Origin of the sequence: Pantoea sp. 18059, from assembly GCF_902706165.1 — a bacterium.
In the GTDB taxonomy this organism is placed as follows: Bacteria; Pseudomonadota; Gammaproteobacteria; order Enterobacterales; family Enterobacteriaceae; genus Pantoea; species Pantoea agglomerans.
Window position 1 is genome coordinate 629,628 of sequence record NZ_CACSJS010000001.1, and the last position, 14,973, is coordinate 644,600.

12 protein-coding genes are annotated in these 14,973 nt (G+C 55.2%); 7 read left to right on the plus strand and 5 right to left on the minus strand.

The window, feature by feature from the left end:
- Nucleotide 1 precedes the first annotated feature (1 nt).
- Entirely contained in the window at nucleotides 2-445 is a 444-nt protein-coding gene (locus GVJ63_RS02995; protein ID WP_010245382.1) for a DUF2569 domain-containing protein, read from the minus strand.
- A gap of 110 nt (nucleotides 446-555) precedes the next feature.
- Nucleotides 556-771, minus strand: coding sequence for a transcription modulator YdgT (ydgT, locus tag GVJ63_RS03000; RefSeq protein ID WP_003853427.1), 216 nt, complete (start codon nucleotides 769-771; stop codon nucleotides 556-558).
- A gap of 685 nt (nucleotides 772-1,456) precedes the next feature.
- Between ydgT and ytfQ the strand changes: the two genes are divergently transcribed.
- From ytfQ to yjfF, 4 genes are all read left to right on the plus strand, one after another.
- Nucleotides 1,457-2,413 (plus strand): galactofuranose ABC transporter, galactofuranose-binding protein YtfQ, encoded by a 957-nt coding sequence (gene ytfQ, locus GVJ63_RS03005; RefSeq protein ID WP_010245380.1) that lies wholly within the window; start codon nucleotides 1,457-1,459, stop codon nucleotides 2,411-2,413.
- A gap of 76 nt (nucleotides 2,414-2,489) precedes the next feature.
- On the plus strand, nucleotides 2,490-4,010 hold the full coding sequence (locus GVJ63_RS03010) for a sugar ABC transporter ATP-binding protein (RefSeq protein ID WP_010245377.1): 1,521 nt from the start codon (nucleotides 2,490-2,492) through the stop codon (nucleotides 4,008-4,010).
- On the plus strand, nucleotides 4,003-5,019 hold the full coding sequence (ytfT, locus tag GVJ63_RS03015; RefSeq protein WP_010245375.1) for a galactofuranose ABC transporter, ATP-binding protein YtfT: 1,017 nt from the start codon (nucleotides 4,003-4,005) through the stop codon (nucleotides 5,017-5,019). The genes GVJ63_RS03010 and ytfT overlap by 8 nt, the downstream gene beginning before the upstream one ends.
- The gene (gene yjfF, locus GVJ63_RS03020) at nucleotides 5,016-6,002 is read left to right on the plus strand and encodes a galactofuranose ABC transporter, permease protein YjfF (protein WP_010670080.1); all 987 of its coding nucleotides are present in this window, start codon (nucleotides 5,016-5,018) and stop codon (nucleotides 6,000-6,002) included. Before ytfT ends, yjfF begins: the two co-directional genes overlap by 4 nt.
- Nucleotides 6,003-6,046: 44 nt before the next feature.
- On the opposite strand, the gene GVJ63_RS03025 is transcribed toward yjfF, so the two are convergent.
- The 3 genes from GVJ63_RS03025 to GVJ63_RS03035 all read right to left on the minus strand — a co-directional run bounded on the left by GVJ63_RS03025 (nucleotide 6,047) and on the right by GVJ63_RS03035 (nucleotide 10,947).
- Entirely contained in the window at nucleotides 6,047-6,514 is a 468-nt protein-coding gene (locus GVJ63_RS03025; protein WP_159226398.1) for a GNAT family N-acetyltransferase, read from the minus strand.
- Nucleotides 6,515-7,541: 1,027 nt separating this feature from the next.
- Complete coding sequence (gene araA / locus GVJ63_RS03030; RefSeq protein ID WP_010670082.1) at nucleotides 7,542-9,041, minus strand: L-arabinose isomerase; 1,500 nt, start codon at nucleotides 9,039-9,041, stop codon at nucleotides 7,542-7,544.
- 202 nt (nucleotides 9,042-9,243) lie between these two features.
- On the minus strand, nucleotides 9,244-10,947 hold the full coding sequence (locus GVJ63_RS03035; protein WP_061703991.1) for a ribulokinase: 1,704 nt from the start codon (nucleotides 10,945-10,947) through the stop codon (nucleotides 9,244-9,246).
- 365 nt (nucleotides 10,948-11,312) lie between these two features.
- On the opposite strand from GVJ63_RS03035, the gene GVJ63_RS03040 reads away from it, so the two are divergent.
- The 3 genes from GVJ63_RS03040 (at nucleotide 11,313) to araH (ending at nucleotide 14,912) form a co-directional block, all read left to right on the plus strand.
- Complete coding sequence (locus GVJ63_RS03040) at nucleotides 11,313-12,296, plus strand: arabinose ABC transporter substrate-binding protein (RefSeq protein ID WP_010245365.1); 984 nt, start codon at nucleotides 11,313-11,315, stop codon at nucleotides 12,294-12,296.
- A 99-nt stretch (nucleotides 12,297-12,395) separates the two neighbouring features.
- Nucleotides 12,396-13,916 (plus strand): L-arabinose ABC transporter ATP-binding protein AraG, encoded by a 1,521-nt coding sequence (gene araG / locus GVJ63_RS03045; RefSeq protein WP_010245364.1) that lies wholly within the window; start codon nucleotides 12,396-12,398, stop codon nucleotides 13,914-13,916.
- A gap of 12 nt (nucleotides 13,917-13,928) precedes the next feature.
- Nucleotides 13,929-14,912, plus strand: coding sequence for an L-arabinose ABC transporter permease AraH (gene araH / locus GVJ63_RS03050; protein ID WP_010245363.1), 984 nt, complete (start codon nucleotides 13,929-13,931; stop codon nucleotides 14,910-14,912).
- Nucleotides 14,913-14,973 lie beyond the last annotated feature (61 nt).

A 14,973-nucleotide genomic window follows, 5' to 3' on the forward strand; every position in this document is an offset into this window, starting at 1 on the left:
GTTATGGCGCGATAAAGGTCGTTTTTACCCGTTTTGAGCGTTTGAAGTAGGGCGCAAACACCGCAGCGGCCAGCAGCGACAGCAGTAATGTCTGGAGGGCACGGCTATCGGTAACCGGCGTAAAGGCAAAGGTTTTCAGCGCCAGCAGCACGGTAATCAGCAGCCAGAGCAGGTAGTGACGCGGCAGGCGGCGGGAGCGCTTAAAGAACAGCCAGCTGATCCAGAGACTATAAGCCCAGACCGCCACGGCGGTGAGCAGGGAAATAGCCCAGTAAGAGAAGAGTGTGCTGCCGTGAGAAAACAGCGCCACACGCCATTCCGGATTAAACAGTGGTGTCAGATACATCGCCAGCACCAGAACGGTGGTTAACAGGGTCATTATCAGCCAGGCCAGCGGCAGCAAAAGCCAGCCACCAATACGCGGCGCAGCAACCTGTTCATTCATCGTGGTTATTCCTGTCTCGGGGAGTCGAAGCGCAGCAGAATAACATGTCCAGAGGGGCACGCCCATCCGGACAAGATCAGCGGGATAAACAGCGATAAATTAGCCGAAAATCAGACCACGTAGCGCCACACCGTTTTAGGGACACAGCCGAGATCATATAACCGTCCGCCAGAGACCAGTTCAGCACGTCGGTGATCGGCAGCCCGGTACATATTGATGATTTCCAGATCATTCGTCAGGGAGTAATTAAGATGATCGAAAAGCTTTTCCAGACTGTCTGAATTATTTACTTTGCGGAATTTAAGCAGGTAATCGTGCGCAGTCATCATTGCCATAACAGATAGAAGTAACAAAGGAGTGCTCAGTATAGGGGGCAAGCTTATGCTGTCCAGATCATGCGGCTTAAAAAAGGCGAAAATCAGATAAAAGCACCTTATTAGTCATTAAAACTCCATATCTGGCTTTTTTACTATTGTCTGAGCCAGCAACTCAGCGTCTCTATCTTAAACACCTCACTAACTTATTACGGACAGAGCCGGCATAAAGCGTTTAAAAGCAGAGGTTAAATATTATTTTTTTCTTATTCAGCGCTGACAATGCATTAGTGGCTTCTTTCTCACCCTTTTAGCCCAAAAAAATTAACCATTCTGCACTTAGTGCCAGAGAAACGTTTCGCCCCTGACTCAGGCCAGCGATCTACTGTGCGGACTATCACAAATCCCATTTTTTGTTCATCGCAGGCCGGATAACCCGTTTTGTACGCCTGGCTGTAATCGTTTCCAGTGGCAGTAAGCATAAGCGATTCTGTTTATTACAATTATTTAACGAGCAGATTTTTCTACTCAGCCGTTTTATCCATAACTCCCTCGTCAGCCAAACCGTGTGACTACACGTAACCCCTTTAAATTGCTCTGTTTTGTGAAGTGTGTCGCCATTATGCACGCTTTTTTAGTCCAGTCTAAGCAGGCTCTCTACCCTAAACAGCAAACGCCTTTCAGAGGATTAAAAACTATGTGGAAACGTTTACTTCTGACCACGCTGGTCAGCGCCGCGTTAACCGGCCCGGTACTCGCTGCAGATATGACGGTCGGCTTCTCGCAGGTAGGTTCGGAATCTGGCTGGCGTTCGGCGGAAACCAACGTAGCGAAAAGCGAAGCCAAAAAACGCGGAATCACCCTGAAAATCGCCGACGGACAGCAGAAACAAGAGAATCAGATCAAGGCGGTACGTTCGTTCATCGCTCAGGGCGTTGATGCCATCTTCATCGCACCGGTGGTGCAGACCGGCTGGGAGCCGGTACTGGAAGAAGCCAAAGATGCCAAAATCCCGGTTTACCTGCTGGACCGCGCCATTGTGGTAAAAGACAAATCGCTCTATCAGGCGGTGGTGACGGCTGACAACGTGCTGGAAGGCAAGCTGATTGGCGACTGGCTGGTGAAAACCGTGGGCGACAAGCAGTGTAACGTGGTGGAACTGCAGGGCACGGTGGGTGCCAGCGTGGCAATCGATCGTAAGAAAGGCTTTGCTGAAGCGATCAGCAACCATCCAAACATTAAAGTGATCCGCTCGCAGTCGGGTGACTTTACCCGCAGTAAGGGTAAAGAGGTGATGGAGAGCTTTATCAAGGCGGAGAACAACGGCAAAAACATCTGCATGGTTTACGCGCATAACGATGATATGGCGATCGGTGCCATTCAGGCGATTAAAGAAGCTGGCCTGAAACCGGGCAAAGATATTCTGACCGGCTCGATTGATGGTGTACCGGATATCTATAAAGCGATGCTGGCGGGTGAGGCTAACGCCAACGTGGAGCTGACGCCAAACATGGCTGGCCCGGCGTTTGATGCGCTGGAAAAATTCAAGAAAGATGGCACGCTGCCGCCAAAAGTGATCAAGACCGAATCTAAGCTGTTCCTGCCTGCCGACGCGCAGAAGGAGCTGGATACCAAAAAAGGCATGGGTTACTGATTCACCGATCAGCCGCAGACCAGCCGCAGACCGCCCTACGGGGCGGTTTTTCATGACGTGAGGCGGAGTGAGCAGAATGACCACGCAAAATGAAACACCGCTGTTATCCATCAGCGGCGTCAGCAAAGGTTTTCCCGGCGTCAAAGCGCTGAATAATGTTTCCTTTGATATCCGTAAAGGGGAGATCATGGCGCTGCTGGGGGAGAACGGTGCCGGCAAATCCACCCTGATTAAAGTGCTGACCGGTGTTTACAGCCGTGATGCAGGGACTATCACCCTGAATGGTGAGCCGATTACGCCGCATAATACGGCGCAGGCGCAGGAGATGGGCATCGGCACCGTTTATCAGGAAGTAAATATGCTGCCGAACATGTCGGTGGCAGATAACCTTTATATTGGCCGCGAACCGCGCCGCTTTGGCATGATTGACCGTCGCCGGATGGTGCGGGAGGCCGATGCGCTGATGCGGAACTATGGTTTTTCCCTTGATGTGACACGTCCGCTGGGCCACTACTCGGTGGCGATGCAGCAGATTATCGCCATCTGCCGCGCGGTCGATCTTTCCGCCCAGGTTTTGATCCTGGATGAGCCGACAGCCAGTCTGGATGCCAGCGAGGTTGAGATGCTGTTTACCCTGATGGCGCAGTTAAAAGCCAAAGGGATGAGCCTGATTTTTGTGACGCACTTTCTCGACCAGGTGTACCGCATTACTGACCGGATTACCGTGCTGCGTAATGGGCAGTTTATCGCCACCCGCGATACCGCCACGCTGCCGCAGATTGAGCTGATTAAGCTGATGCTGGGTCGCGAACTGCTGGAGACGGCGCTGCAGCGGCAGGGCAGCACGCTGCGCAGCAATCAGCCGGTGGTGTCGTTTGAGGATTACGGCAGGAAAGGCACCATCGAGCCCTTTAACCTGGAAGTTCGTCCAGGCGAGGTAGTGGGACTGGCGGGGCTGCTGGGTTCGGGCCGCACCGAAACCGCCGAGGTGTTGTTTGGTATTCGTCGTGCCGACCGAGGAACAGCGAAGATCAAAGGCAAGGTGCAGCGCATTACTAATCCGGCGAAAGCCTCACAGCTGGGCATGGGTTTTTGCCCGGAAGACCGTAAGACTGACGGGATTATCGGCGCGGCCTCGGTTCGTGAAAATATTATTCTGGCGTTGCAGGCGCAGCGCGGCTGGCTACGGCCAATTAAGAAGCGTGAGCAGCAGGCGATTGCCGATCGTTTTATCAAGAGTCTGGGTATTCGTACGCCGCATGCAGAGCAGCCTGTGGAGCTGTTATCGGGCGGCAACCAGCAGAAGGTGCTGCTGTCGCGCTGGCTGGTGACCAAACCGCAGTTTTTAATCCTCGACGAACCGACGCGCGGCATTGATGTGGGCGCGCACGCCGAGATTATCCGTTTAATTGAATCCCTGTGCGCTGATGGTCTGGCGCTGCTGGTGATCTCCTCTGAACTCGAAGAGCTGGTCGGTTATGCCGATCGGGTGTTGATTATGCGCGATCTGAAGCAGGTGGCAGAAATTCCGCTGGAGCAGCTTTCGGTAGCGTCGATCGTCAATGCTATCGCGGACGGAGGGGTAAAACATGCTTGAGTCCCCTATGACATCTGAAAAAACGCCACGTCGTAAGCTGAAACTCCCGCCAGGGATGCCGCAAATCGCCGCGCTGCTGCTGGTGCTGTTGATTGACAGTCTGGTGGCCAATAACTTTTTTGCCGTGCATCTGCAGGATGGGCGTCTGTTCGGCAGTCCGATCGATATTCTTAACCGTGCGGCACCGGTTGCCCTGCTGGCGATCGGGATGACGCTGGTGATCGCCACCGGCGGCATCGATCTTTCCGTGGGTGCGGTGATGGCGATCGCAGGCGCGACGGCTGCGACATTGACCGTAGCCGGACATGGTGTGCCATTTATTATTCTCTGCACGCTGGGAACCGGTTTAGCCTGTGGCGTATGGAATGGTGTGCTGGTGGCGCTGCTGCGTATTCAGCCATTTGTTGCCACGCTGATTCTGATGGTTGCCGGGCGCGGTATCGCTCAGCTGATTACGCAGGGGCAGATTGTGACGTTCGACAGTGACAGTCTTGGCTGGTTTGGTAACGGCTCGCTGTGGATGTTGCCGGTCCCGGTCTGGATCACGCTGGTGGTAGCGCTGGCGGTCTGGTTGCTGACGCGCAAAACCGCGCTGGGTCTGTTTATCGAAGCCGTGGGGATTAACCTGCGCGCGGCCCGTAATGCGGGGGTGACAGGCTGGCTGGTGGTAATGTCAACCTACGCCATAAGTGGCGTTTGTGCCGCAGTTGCGGGGCTGATCGTCGCGGCGGATATTCGCGGTGCGGATGCTAATAACGCCGGATTATGGCTGGAGCTGGATGCGATTCTCGCCGTGGTGATTGGCGGTGCGTCGCTGATGGGTGGCCGCTTTAATCTGGTGTTGTCGCTGATCGGCGCGCTTATTATTCAGTCGATGAATACCGGGATTTTGCTCTCCGGCTTCCCGCCTGAGCTGAATCAGGTGGTGAAAGCGGTGGTGGTGATGTGCGTGCTGTTGCTGCAGTCACCACGGTTTATTGCGATGTTGAAACGGAGACGCCCGACATGATTAAACGTCATCTTCCGCTGATGATCACCTTGCTGGTGTTTGTGGCGGGTTACCTGTTTTGTCTGAGTCAGTTTCCGGGCTTTGCCTCCACCCGTGTAATCTGCAATATCCTGACCGATAATGCTTTCCTCGGGATTATCGCCGTCGGCATGACCTTCGTGATTTTATCGGGCGGTATCGATCTGTCTGTGGGTGCAGTGATCGCCTTTACCGGCGTGTTTCTTGCCCGGGCGATCGGTGATTTTCATATCGATCCCTTGCTGGCCTTTGCGCTGATTCTGTCGCTGGGCGCGCTGTTCGGGGCCATGATGGGCTGGCTGATCGATGCGCTGAAGATTCCGGCATTTATCATTACGCTGGCGGGGATGTTTTTCCTGCGCGGATGCAGTTATCTGGTGTCGGAGAACTCAATTCCTATCGATCATCCGTTCTACAGCATGCTTTCCAGTCTGGCGTGGAAAGTGCCGGGCGGTGGGCGTCTCAGCCTGCTGGCGGTGATTATGCTGGTAGTGGTGTTTGGCGGGATTATTCTGGCGCACCGCACGCGCTTTGGTAACCGGGTTTACGCCATCGGTGGCAATATGACATCCGCCCAGCTGATGGGTGTTTCGACCCGCGCGACCACCATTAAGATTTATATGCTTTCCACCACGCTGGCGACGCTGGCCGGGATCGTGTTCTCGATTTATACCTCGGCAGGTTATGCGCTGGCAGGGCTGGGTGTGGAGCTGGATGCGATCGCGTCAGTGGTGATTGGCGGCACGCTGCTGTCGGGTGGTGTGGGTACAGTTTTGGGCACGCTGTTCGGTGTGTTGATTCAGGGGCTGATTCAGACCTGGATTAACTTCGACGGTACGCTGAGTTCCTGGTGGACCAAGATCGCCATCGGAATTCTGCTGTTTGCGTTTATCGCCCTGCAGCGGTTGCTGACGGTCATCTGGGATCGTCAGCAGAACGCGCCCGTTAAGCGATTACCTTCCTGAGTTCTTCAGTACTCCGGTCAATGGCGGCTCGCAGGAGCCGCCTTTTACTGCGCCAGAGGCAGCACCATTACCGTAACTTCTTCACCCGCGATTTGCCGCTGTTCCACCGCCTGCCATCCTGAACGCTGATAGTACGCCTGTTGATCGGGTGTATAGAGCCACAGTTCACCCATCTGCTGTTGTCTGGCTCGCGCAATCGCCTGCTGTATTAACGCTTTTGCCACGCCCTGACCCCGGAATGCCTTGTCCGTCACCACCTCACCAATCCAGAATTCTCGTGCCGGAATGTCATCCAGTTCATAGCGAATGACGCTGCAGGTCGCGACCACCGTTTCGCCATCCGGTGTGGCAATAAGAGTAATTTCTGCCGAAGGTTTCTGATTGCGCTGTTTTAAACGCTCAAGGATGGCAGGCGGGTGAGACCATGCAGGAAGGTGTGACCATTCAGTGTGCAACAGTTGTGCAGTTTGTCCGGCGAAGCCGGGATGTTGGTTTAGCTCGGCAATGTGCATGGCGCTGGCGACCTTTGTTTTTGTCAGGCTACAAGCAATACAGGCTGGTGGGGGAAAGTACAAGTTCAAGAAAGGGTTAAGTTATAGCAAAGACTTAGGTTCTCTTTTGTATGACAGGAAAAACAATCGCTATTGGATTTAGGTGCAAGGTCAGGAAAGATATGCCTGATCGCAAAGGATTCCCGCATCCATGCGGATCGGCCGCGTCATCCCTGGCGCGGACGCTTTGCTCTTCAGGCATATCTTTCCTTCCCGGTTGGGCTGATGCATCGCTTTAAGAAGCAGGACAGTGGATATTTCTATTGATGGTGGATTAATTCAAATTGCTGTTGGCTGATGAGAAAGGTCAGGAAAGGTATGCCTGATCGCAAAGGATTCCCGCATCCATGCGGATCGGCCGCGCCTTCCCTGGCACGGACGCTTTGCTTTTCAGGCATACCATTCCTTCCCGGTTGGGCTGATGCATCGCTTTAAGAAGCAGGACAGTGGATATTTCTATTGATGGCGGATTAATACAAATTGCTGTTGGCTGATGAGAAAGGTCAGGAAAGGTATGCCTGAACGCAAAGGATTCCCGCATCCATGCGGATCGGCCGCGCCATCCCTGGCGCGGACGCTTTGCTTTTCAGGCATACCTTTCTTTCCCGGTTGGGCTGATGCATCGCTTTAAGAAGCAGGACAGTGGATATTTCTATTGATGGTGGATTAATACAAATTGCTGTTGGCTGATGAGAAAGGTCAGGAAAGGTATGCCTGAACGCAAAGGATTCCCGCATCCATGCGGATCGGCCGCGCCTTCCCTGGCACGGACGCTTTGCTTTTCAGGCATACCTTTCCTTCCCGGTTGGGCTTGATCATGGCTTTAAAAACATGCGCTGAACTATCAAAATTACGGAACGCCCGTCATTCCCGACTGAATAGCACAGTCTTTATAAAAAAACTGATGCCGCATAATCCTGCGTCGGCCGTTTCATTAACTTACTTAAGAGCGCTGTTAATTAAAAAATTGAACAGCGCCCTTTAGTTATTAACGTTTCAAACGGTAATACGCTTCGTTCCAGCGCAGTGCGTCTTTAAACGCAGGTAAACGCGTGTGCTCATCAATCACCAGCACTTCGATATCGTTCATCTCACCGTACAGATACATATCATCCAGCGTCAGCGCCTGGCTGAACACCGTATGGTGCGCGCCGCCGCCCAGAATCCACGCTTCGGATGCCGTTGCCAGTGACGGCTGGGCTTTCCACAGTGCGCGCGCAACCGGCAACTTCGGCAGCGGTTTCGGCTGTTCGATAGCATCCACCACGTTAACCAACAGACGGAAACGATCACCCATATCAATTACGCTGGCGTTAATCGCGCGACCCGCTGGCGTGGAGAAAATCATGCGCGCCGGGTCGGCTTTATCACCAATACCCAGGAACTGCACATCGATCAATGGCTTCTCTTCAATGGCAATTGACGGGCAGACCTCCAGCATATGCGAGCCGAGGACCAGATCGTTACCGGGTGAGAAGTGATAGGTGTAATCCTCCATAAAGGAGGTGCCACCTTTGCGATCGCCAGCCAGCACTTTGAAAATACGCAGCAGCGCAGCGGTCTTCCAGTCACCTTCACCTGCGAAGCCATAACCCTGACCCATAAGACGCTGAACCGCCAGACCTGGCAACTGCGTCATGCCGTGCAGCGTCTGGAAGTTGGTGGTGAAAGCGTGACAACCTTCCGCTTCCAGGAAACGTTTCAGACCCAGCTCAATGCGTGCGGCATCCAGCACGTTCTGACGCTTTTCGCCGCCGGAAGCGGCAACATCGGTAAAGCGATACAGGCTTTCATACTCGTCGACCAGCGCATTCACGTCGCCATCGCTGACGCCATTGATCACCTCAACCAGATCGCCGACGCCCCAGCCATTCACCGAATAACCGAACTGAATCTGCGCGGCGACTTTATCGCCTTCGGTCACGGCCACTTCACGCATGTTGTCGCCGAAACGCGCGACTTTCAGCTGCTGACTGGCCTGTTTGGTCAGTGCTGCACGCATCCAGTTGCCGAGGCGCTGCTGGCTGGCGCTATCCTGCCAGTGACCGGTCACCACGCTGTGCTGCAGGCCCATACGTGCGCCGATGAAACCGAACTCGCGGCCGCCGTGTGCGGTCTGGTTCAGGTTCATAAAGTCCATGTCCATGCTGTCCCACGGAATCTCCGCATTGAACTGGGTATGGAATTGCAGCAGCGGCTTATTCAGCACGCTCAGACCACCGATCCACATTTTGGCCGGGGAGAAGGTGTGCAGCCAGGTAATGATACCGACGCACTCCTTGTCATAATTGGCATCGCGACACAGAGCCAGCGCTTCATCCGGTGACTTAACCAGCGGTTTCAGCTCCAGACGCAGCGGTAAACCGGCCTGATTTAAACCCTCGACCACCTGACGTGCATTCTGTTCAACCTGGCGTAACGTCTCCGCCCCGTAGAGGTGCTGCGTGCCGATGACAAACCACACGCTGTAGCTGTTTGACTGTTCCATAAAACCACTCCTTTACTTTGAGCCTACCTCAATAGGCTATTTTATTTGTCAGTCTGAACCTGGGCAGTGCTCACACAGGCTGCTTTAGCAACCTGAACGCCCGTCAGGGCGGCCCTGAAAGGGCGAGCGTAGCGAGTAATCCTCACGTACTCCGTGTACTACGGATTGTTCCGCGCTGTCCGTGTCCAGACTGCCTGCAACATTACGCCTGCTGAGATAGGCTCTTAGCGGAAGCGGGGCGTGCGGCGTATTGCGGTTCAGCCGCCACGCACCATTGTTGATAGCGTTGATAAAGTTGTTGATAGCGTGCGACGCGCGCCGGATCGGGCTGCAGCGTCACGGCAATCGGGCTGGCCATCACCTGCTGGGCGTCGGGAACGCTGGCATGCACACCGGCGGCGACGGCGGCGAAAATGGCCGCACCCAGCGCACAGCACTCGTCAGAGGCGACGATATCCAGTGGGCGGTTCATCACATCGCAGCAGGCCTGCATAATCGCCGGGGATTTCCGCGCGATGCCGCCCAGGGTCAGAATGCTCTCGACCGGGATCTGCTGTTGCTCGAAGCACTCCATAATTGCGCGTGCGCCAAATGCGGTGGCGGCGACCAGACCACCAAACAGCGCGGGGGCATCGGTGCCCAGATTGAGGTCGGTAATTACCCCTTTCAGCCGCTGATTGGCATTTGGCGTGCGGCGACCGTTAAACCAGTCCAGCACCACCGGCAGATGGTCGAGCTGCGGGTTTGCGGCCCAGGCCTCGGTCAAATCTTTAATCAGACTCTTTTGCATCTCAGCCAGCTGAGGCTTCAGCTCCGGATGCTGCTGCGCCGCCAGCTGCAGCGGCCAGCCCAGTAAACGGCTGAACCAGGCGTAGATATCACCAAAGGCAGACTGACCCGCCTCCAGCCCGATAGCGCCTGGCATTACGCTGCCATCGACCTGACCACAGATTCCTTTGATGTCGCGATCGCCGACCTTTTCACTATCCGCAATCAGGATGTCGCAGGTCGAGGTGCCGATTACTTTCACCAGGGTATAGGGTTTGGCACCGCCACCGACCGCGCCCATATGGCAGTCAAATGCGCCACCCGAAAGCGTCACGGTTTGCGTCAGGCCAAGACGCTGCGCCCATTCAGGGCTAAGCGTGCCCACAGGCAGATCAGCGGTCCAGGTATCGGTAAACAGGGGAGAGTCGAGCTGCTGCGTTAACAGCGGGTCCAGCGCATTGAGAAAATCGACATCGGGCAGGCCGTTCCAGTCGCCGTGCCACAGCGCCTTGTGCCCGGCCGCACAGCGCCCCCGACGCAATTTGTCAGGTGCAGTGGTGCCGCTTAACAAGGCTGGCACCCAGTCGCACAGTTCGACCCAGGAGACAGCGGCGTCACGCACGGCCGCATCTTCACGCGACACGTGCAGAATCTTCGCCCAGAACCACTCTGAGGAGTAAATTCCGCCAATATAGCGGCTGTAATCCTGGAAGCGGCCGCTGTGGCACAGCTGATTGATCTCTTCCGCTTCTTCTATAGCGGTGTGATCTTTCCACAACACAAACATCGCGTTGGGGTTGTCGGCGAACTCCGGACGCAGCGCCAGCACGTTGCCGTCGCGGTCAATAGGGGCAGGGGTCGAACCGGTGCTGTCAACACCAATGCCGACCACGGCGTTGCGCTGATCTTCACTCAGTGCATTCAGCACGCCGAGCAGCGCCTGCTCCATGGCGTCGATGTAATCCTGTGGATGGTGACGAAAACGGTTAGTGTGCGGATCGCTGTATAAGCCCTGTTGCCAGCGCGGATAGCTGAACACCGCACTCTGCAGCTCTTTGCCGCTATGACAATCCACGGCCAGCGCACGCACCGAATCACTACCAAAGTCCAGCCCAAGGGTGATGGCTCCAGCACGCATCGGAATCTCCTGTAGTTAGTTAACTCCTGTATCCTGGGTTCGGCGCGCCAAATCAGTTAGTCATCGCTGGCTGACAATATGCACTTTTCTGTCATCGGCAGTGATTTTGTGATCCATTGCAAAAGTTAAGGTCCGGTTAAATTTGCTGAATATATGGATCATTTTGTCGTGATTTTAAGATGTGATACCGCTCTACATTTTTCTTCGCTAATACCGCTAAAACTAGCCCAGCGTCTGGACAGTCTGTCAGCACATGCCAGCCTAACGCACTGATTTATGGCTGTACCCACAAAACAAAACAAACTGGTAGCGTTTACACCGATTCGTTATTAGCAGCGAAAAATAACCTGGTACCGGAGAGCATCATGCATAAATTCACTAAAGCGTTCGCGGCCATCGGCCTGGCAGCGGTTATGTCACAATCCGCTATCGCCGAGACCATGAAGCTGGGATTCTTAGTCAAGCAACCAGAGGAACCCTGGTTCCAGACTGAATGGAAATTCGCCGATAAAGCGGGCAAAGATCTTGGCTTTGATGTCATTAAAATTGCCGTGCCGGATGGTGAAAAAACCTTGAATGCCATCGACAGCCTGGCGGCTAACGGCGCGAAAGGTTTTGTTATCTGTACGCCCGATCCGAAACTCGGCTCTGCCATCATGGCAAAAGCGCGTGGCTACGGTCTGAAAGTCATCGCGGTCGATGACCAGTTCGTCACCGCCAAAGGCAAACCAATGGATACCGTGCCGCTGGTGATGATGGCCGCGACCAAAATTGGTGAGCGTCAGGGTCAGGAACTCTATAAAGAGATGCAGAAACGCGGCTGGGATGTGAAAACCACCGGCGTGATGGCGATTACCGCCAACGAACTCGACACCGCTCGTCGTCGTACCGGCGGCTCCATGGACGCCATCAAAGCCGCTGGCTTCCCGGCAGCGCAGATCTACCAGGTCCCCACCAAATCTAACGACATCCCTGGCGCGTTCGACGCCGGTAACTCTCTGCTGGTTCAGCATCCTGAAGTCAAACACTGGCTGATTGTCGGCATGAACGACAACACCGTGCTGGGCGGCGTGCGCGCGACCGAAGGTCAGGGCTTTAAAGCGGCTGACGTCATCGGTATCGGCATCAACGGCGTGGATGCCATCAGTGAACTGTCGAAAGAGAAGGCAACCGGCTTCTACGGCTCGCTGCTGCCAAGCCCGGATATCCACGGCTACAAAAGCAGCCAGATGCTCTACAACTGGGTCAGCAAAGGTGAAGAGCCACCGAAATTCACCGAAGTTACCGATGTGGTGCTGATCACCCGTGACAACTTCAAAACTGAACTGGCGAAAAAAGGACTGATGTAACCCTGAGCCTGCCAGGCAGTTTGTCGCCTGGCATCCTTAATAGCCAATTTCGCGCCGCCCGCCATAACCGGCCGGTGGCGCGAAAGAGTGAGGAAAAACATGAACACTGATTCAGCATTTCTGTCGTTTCATGGCATCAGTAAAACCTTCCCTGGCGTCAAAGCGTTGCAGGATATCTCCTTCGACTGCCGTGGCGGTGAAGTCCATGCTCTGATGGGCGAGAACGGCGCAGGCAAATCGACGCTGTTAAAAATACTCAGCGGCAGTTATCAGCCGAGCGGCGGTGAGATTCGTATTAAAGGCCAGCCGATGAGCTTTCAGCGCACCACCGATGCGCTGGACGCGGGCGTCGCCATTATTTACCAGGAACTGCATCTGGTGCCGGAAATGAGCGTGGCAGAGAACATCTATCTCGGTCAGATCCCGCACAAACATGGGCTGGTCAACCGTAAGCTGATGCGTTTTGAGGCGGGCCTGCAACTGAAAAATCTCGGCATGGATATCGATCCCGATATGCCGCTGAAATATCTGTCGCTGGGGCAGTGGCAGATGGTGGAGATTGCCAAAGCGCTGGCGCGTAACGCGCGTATTATCGCCTTTGATGAGCCAACCAGCTCCCTGTCGGCGCGTGAAATCGACAACCTGTTCCGCGTCATCCGTCAGCTCCGTGAGGAGGGCCGGGTGGTGCTCTACGTTTCACACCGCATGGAGGAGATCTTCGCCCTCAGCGATGCCATCACCGTCTTTAAAGATGGCCGCTACGTGCGGACGTTTACCGATATGGCTAACACCCATCACGACGATCTGGTGCAGGCGATGGTGGGACGAAACCTTGGTGATATCTATGGCTATTCACCGCGTGCCAAAGGCGCGGTGCGGCTGGAGCTGGACAAGGTCGAAGCGAAGGGCGTGCGGACGCCGATTTCGCTGAAAGTCCATGCCGGTGAAATCGTCGGCCTGTTTGGCCTGGTCGGTGCCGGTCGCAGTGAACTGCTGAAAGGGCTGTTTGGCGGCACGCGTCTGCGCGGCGGTCAGGTGATTCTGGACGGCAAACCGCTGCCGCTGCGGGAGCCGATCGATGCCATCCGTGCGGGCATCATGCTCTGCCCGGAAGATCGCAAAGCCGAGGGCATTATTCCGGTGCATTCGGTGCGCGACAACATCAACATCAGCGCCCGTCGTCATAACCTTACTGCGGGCTGCCTGATTAAAAACGGCTGGGAAAATAAAAATGCCGACAGCCATATCCGCTCGCTAAACATCAAAACGCCCAGCGCCGATCAGCTGATCATGAACCTTTCCGGCGGCAACCAGCAGAAGGCGATTCTGGGACGCTGGCTGTCAGAGGATATGAAGGTGATCCTGCTGGATGAGCCAACGCGCGGTATCGATGTCGGTGCCAAACATGAAATCTATAACCTGATTTATCAGCTGGCGAACCGGGGCATTGCGGTGCTGTTCGCCTCCAGCGATTTACCGGAAGTGATGGGCCTGGCCGATCGCATCGTGGTGATGCGCGAAGGTGCCATTGCCGGTGAACTGCTACACGACGACGCCACGGAACAGCAGACGCTGAGCCTGGCGATGCCCAAAACCACTCAAGCGGCCGCCGTGGCCTGACAGGAGATCATCATGGCTTCATCCACGACCTCAAATACGCCGCAGCCCGCTTCACGCGGCGGCCTGCAGTTAGGTCGCATCTGGGACAACTTCGGCATGCTGGTGGTATTTGCACTGCTGTTTATTGTCTGTGCGATCTTTGTGCCGAACTTCGGCTCGTTTATCAATATGAAAGGCTTAGGGCTGGCAATGTCGATGTCCGGCATGGTCGCCTGCGGCATGCTGTTCTGTCTGGCTTCCGGTGATTTTGACCTGTCGGTCGCTTCCGTCATCGCCTGTGCGGGTGTGGTTACCGCCGTGGTGATTAACATGACCGAAAGCCTGTGGATTGGCGTGGGTGCCGGCCTGGTTCTCGGTATGATCACCGGCTTTATCAACGGCTTTGTGATTGCCCGCCTCAAGATCAATGCGCTGATCACCACGCTGGCGACCATGCAGATTGTCCGCGGCCTGGCCTATATCTTCTCTGACGGTAAAGCGGTCGGTATCGAAGATGAGCGTTTCTTCGAACTGGGCTTTGCCAACTGGCTTGGCGTGCCCGCTCCCATCTGGCTGACTCTGGCCACCATGCTGATCTTCGGCTTCCTGCTCAACAAAACCACCTTTGGCCGTAACACCCTGGCGATTGGCGGCAATGAAGAAGCAGCACGTCTGGCCGGTGTGCCGGTGGTGCGCACCCGCATCATCATCTTTATCCTCTCCGGTCTGGTTTCAGCGGCGGCGGGCATCATCCTGGCGTCACGTATGACCAGCGGCCAGCCAATGACCTCCATCGGCTATGAGCTGGTGGTGATTTCTGCCTGCGTGCTGGGTGGCGTTTCGCTGAAGGGTGGCATCGGTAAAATTTCCTATGTGGTGGCAGGGGTGCTGATCCTCGGCACGGTAGAGAATGCGATGAATTTATTGAATATCTCGCCATTCTCACAGTATGTGGTACGCGGTCTGATACTGTTAGCTGCGGTGATTTTTGACCGTTACAAACAGAAAAAAGCCTGATTGAGCGAGCCGTTGGTCCGCAGAGGCAGAAGCCTCTGCGGGCTATCCGAACAATAACAGA

Bases quoted from the DNA above. Each gene is read 5' to 3' on its own strand.
- araH (WP_010245363.1), top strand. From the start codon at position 13,929: ATGGCTTCATCCACGACCTCAAATACGCCGCAGCCCGCTTCACGCGGC.
- araA (WP_010670082.1), bottom strand. From the start codon at position 9,041: ATGGAACAGTCAAACAGCTACAGCGTGTGGTTTGTCATCGGCACGCAG.
- yjfF (WP_010670080.1), top strand. From the start codon at position 5,016: ATGATTAAACGTCATCTTCCGCTGATGATCACCTTGCTGGTGTTTGTG.
- ydgT (WP_003853427.1), bottom strand. From the start codon at position 771: ATGACTGCGCACGATTACCTGCTTAAATTCCGCAAAGTAAATAATTCA.
- GVJ63_RS03040 (WP_010245365.1), top strand. From the start codon at position 11,313: ATGCATAAATTCACTAAAGCGTTCGCGGCCATCGGCCTGGCAGCGGTT.
- GVJ63_RS03010 (WP_010245377.1), top strand. From the start codon at position 2,490: ATGACCACGCAAAATGAAACACCGCTGTTATCCATCAGCGGCGTCAGC.
- GVJ63_RS02995 (WP_010245382.1), bottom strand. From the start codon at position 445: ATGAATGAACAGGTTGCTGCGCCGCGTATTGGTGGCTGGCTTTTGCTG.
- GVJ63_RS03035 (WP_061703991.1), bottom strand. From the start codon at position 10,947: ATGCGTGCTGGAGCCATCACCCTTGGGCTGGACTTTGGTAGTGATTCG.
- ytfT (WP_010245375.1), top strand. From the start codon at position 4,003: ATGCTTGAGTCCCCTATGACATCTGAAAAAACGCCACGTCGTAAGCTG.
- GVJ63_RS03025 (WP_159226398.1), bottom strand. From the start codon at position 6,514: ATGCACATTGCCGAGCTAAACCAACATCCCGGCTTCGCCGGACAAACT.
- araG (WP_010245364.1), top strand. From the start codon at position 12,396: ATGAACACTGATTCAGCATTTCTGTCGTTTCATGGCATCAGTAAAACC.
- ytfQ (WP_010245380.1), top strand. From the start codon at position 1,457: ATGTGGAAACGTTTACTTCTGACCACGCTGGTCAGCGCCGCGTTAACC.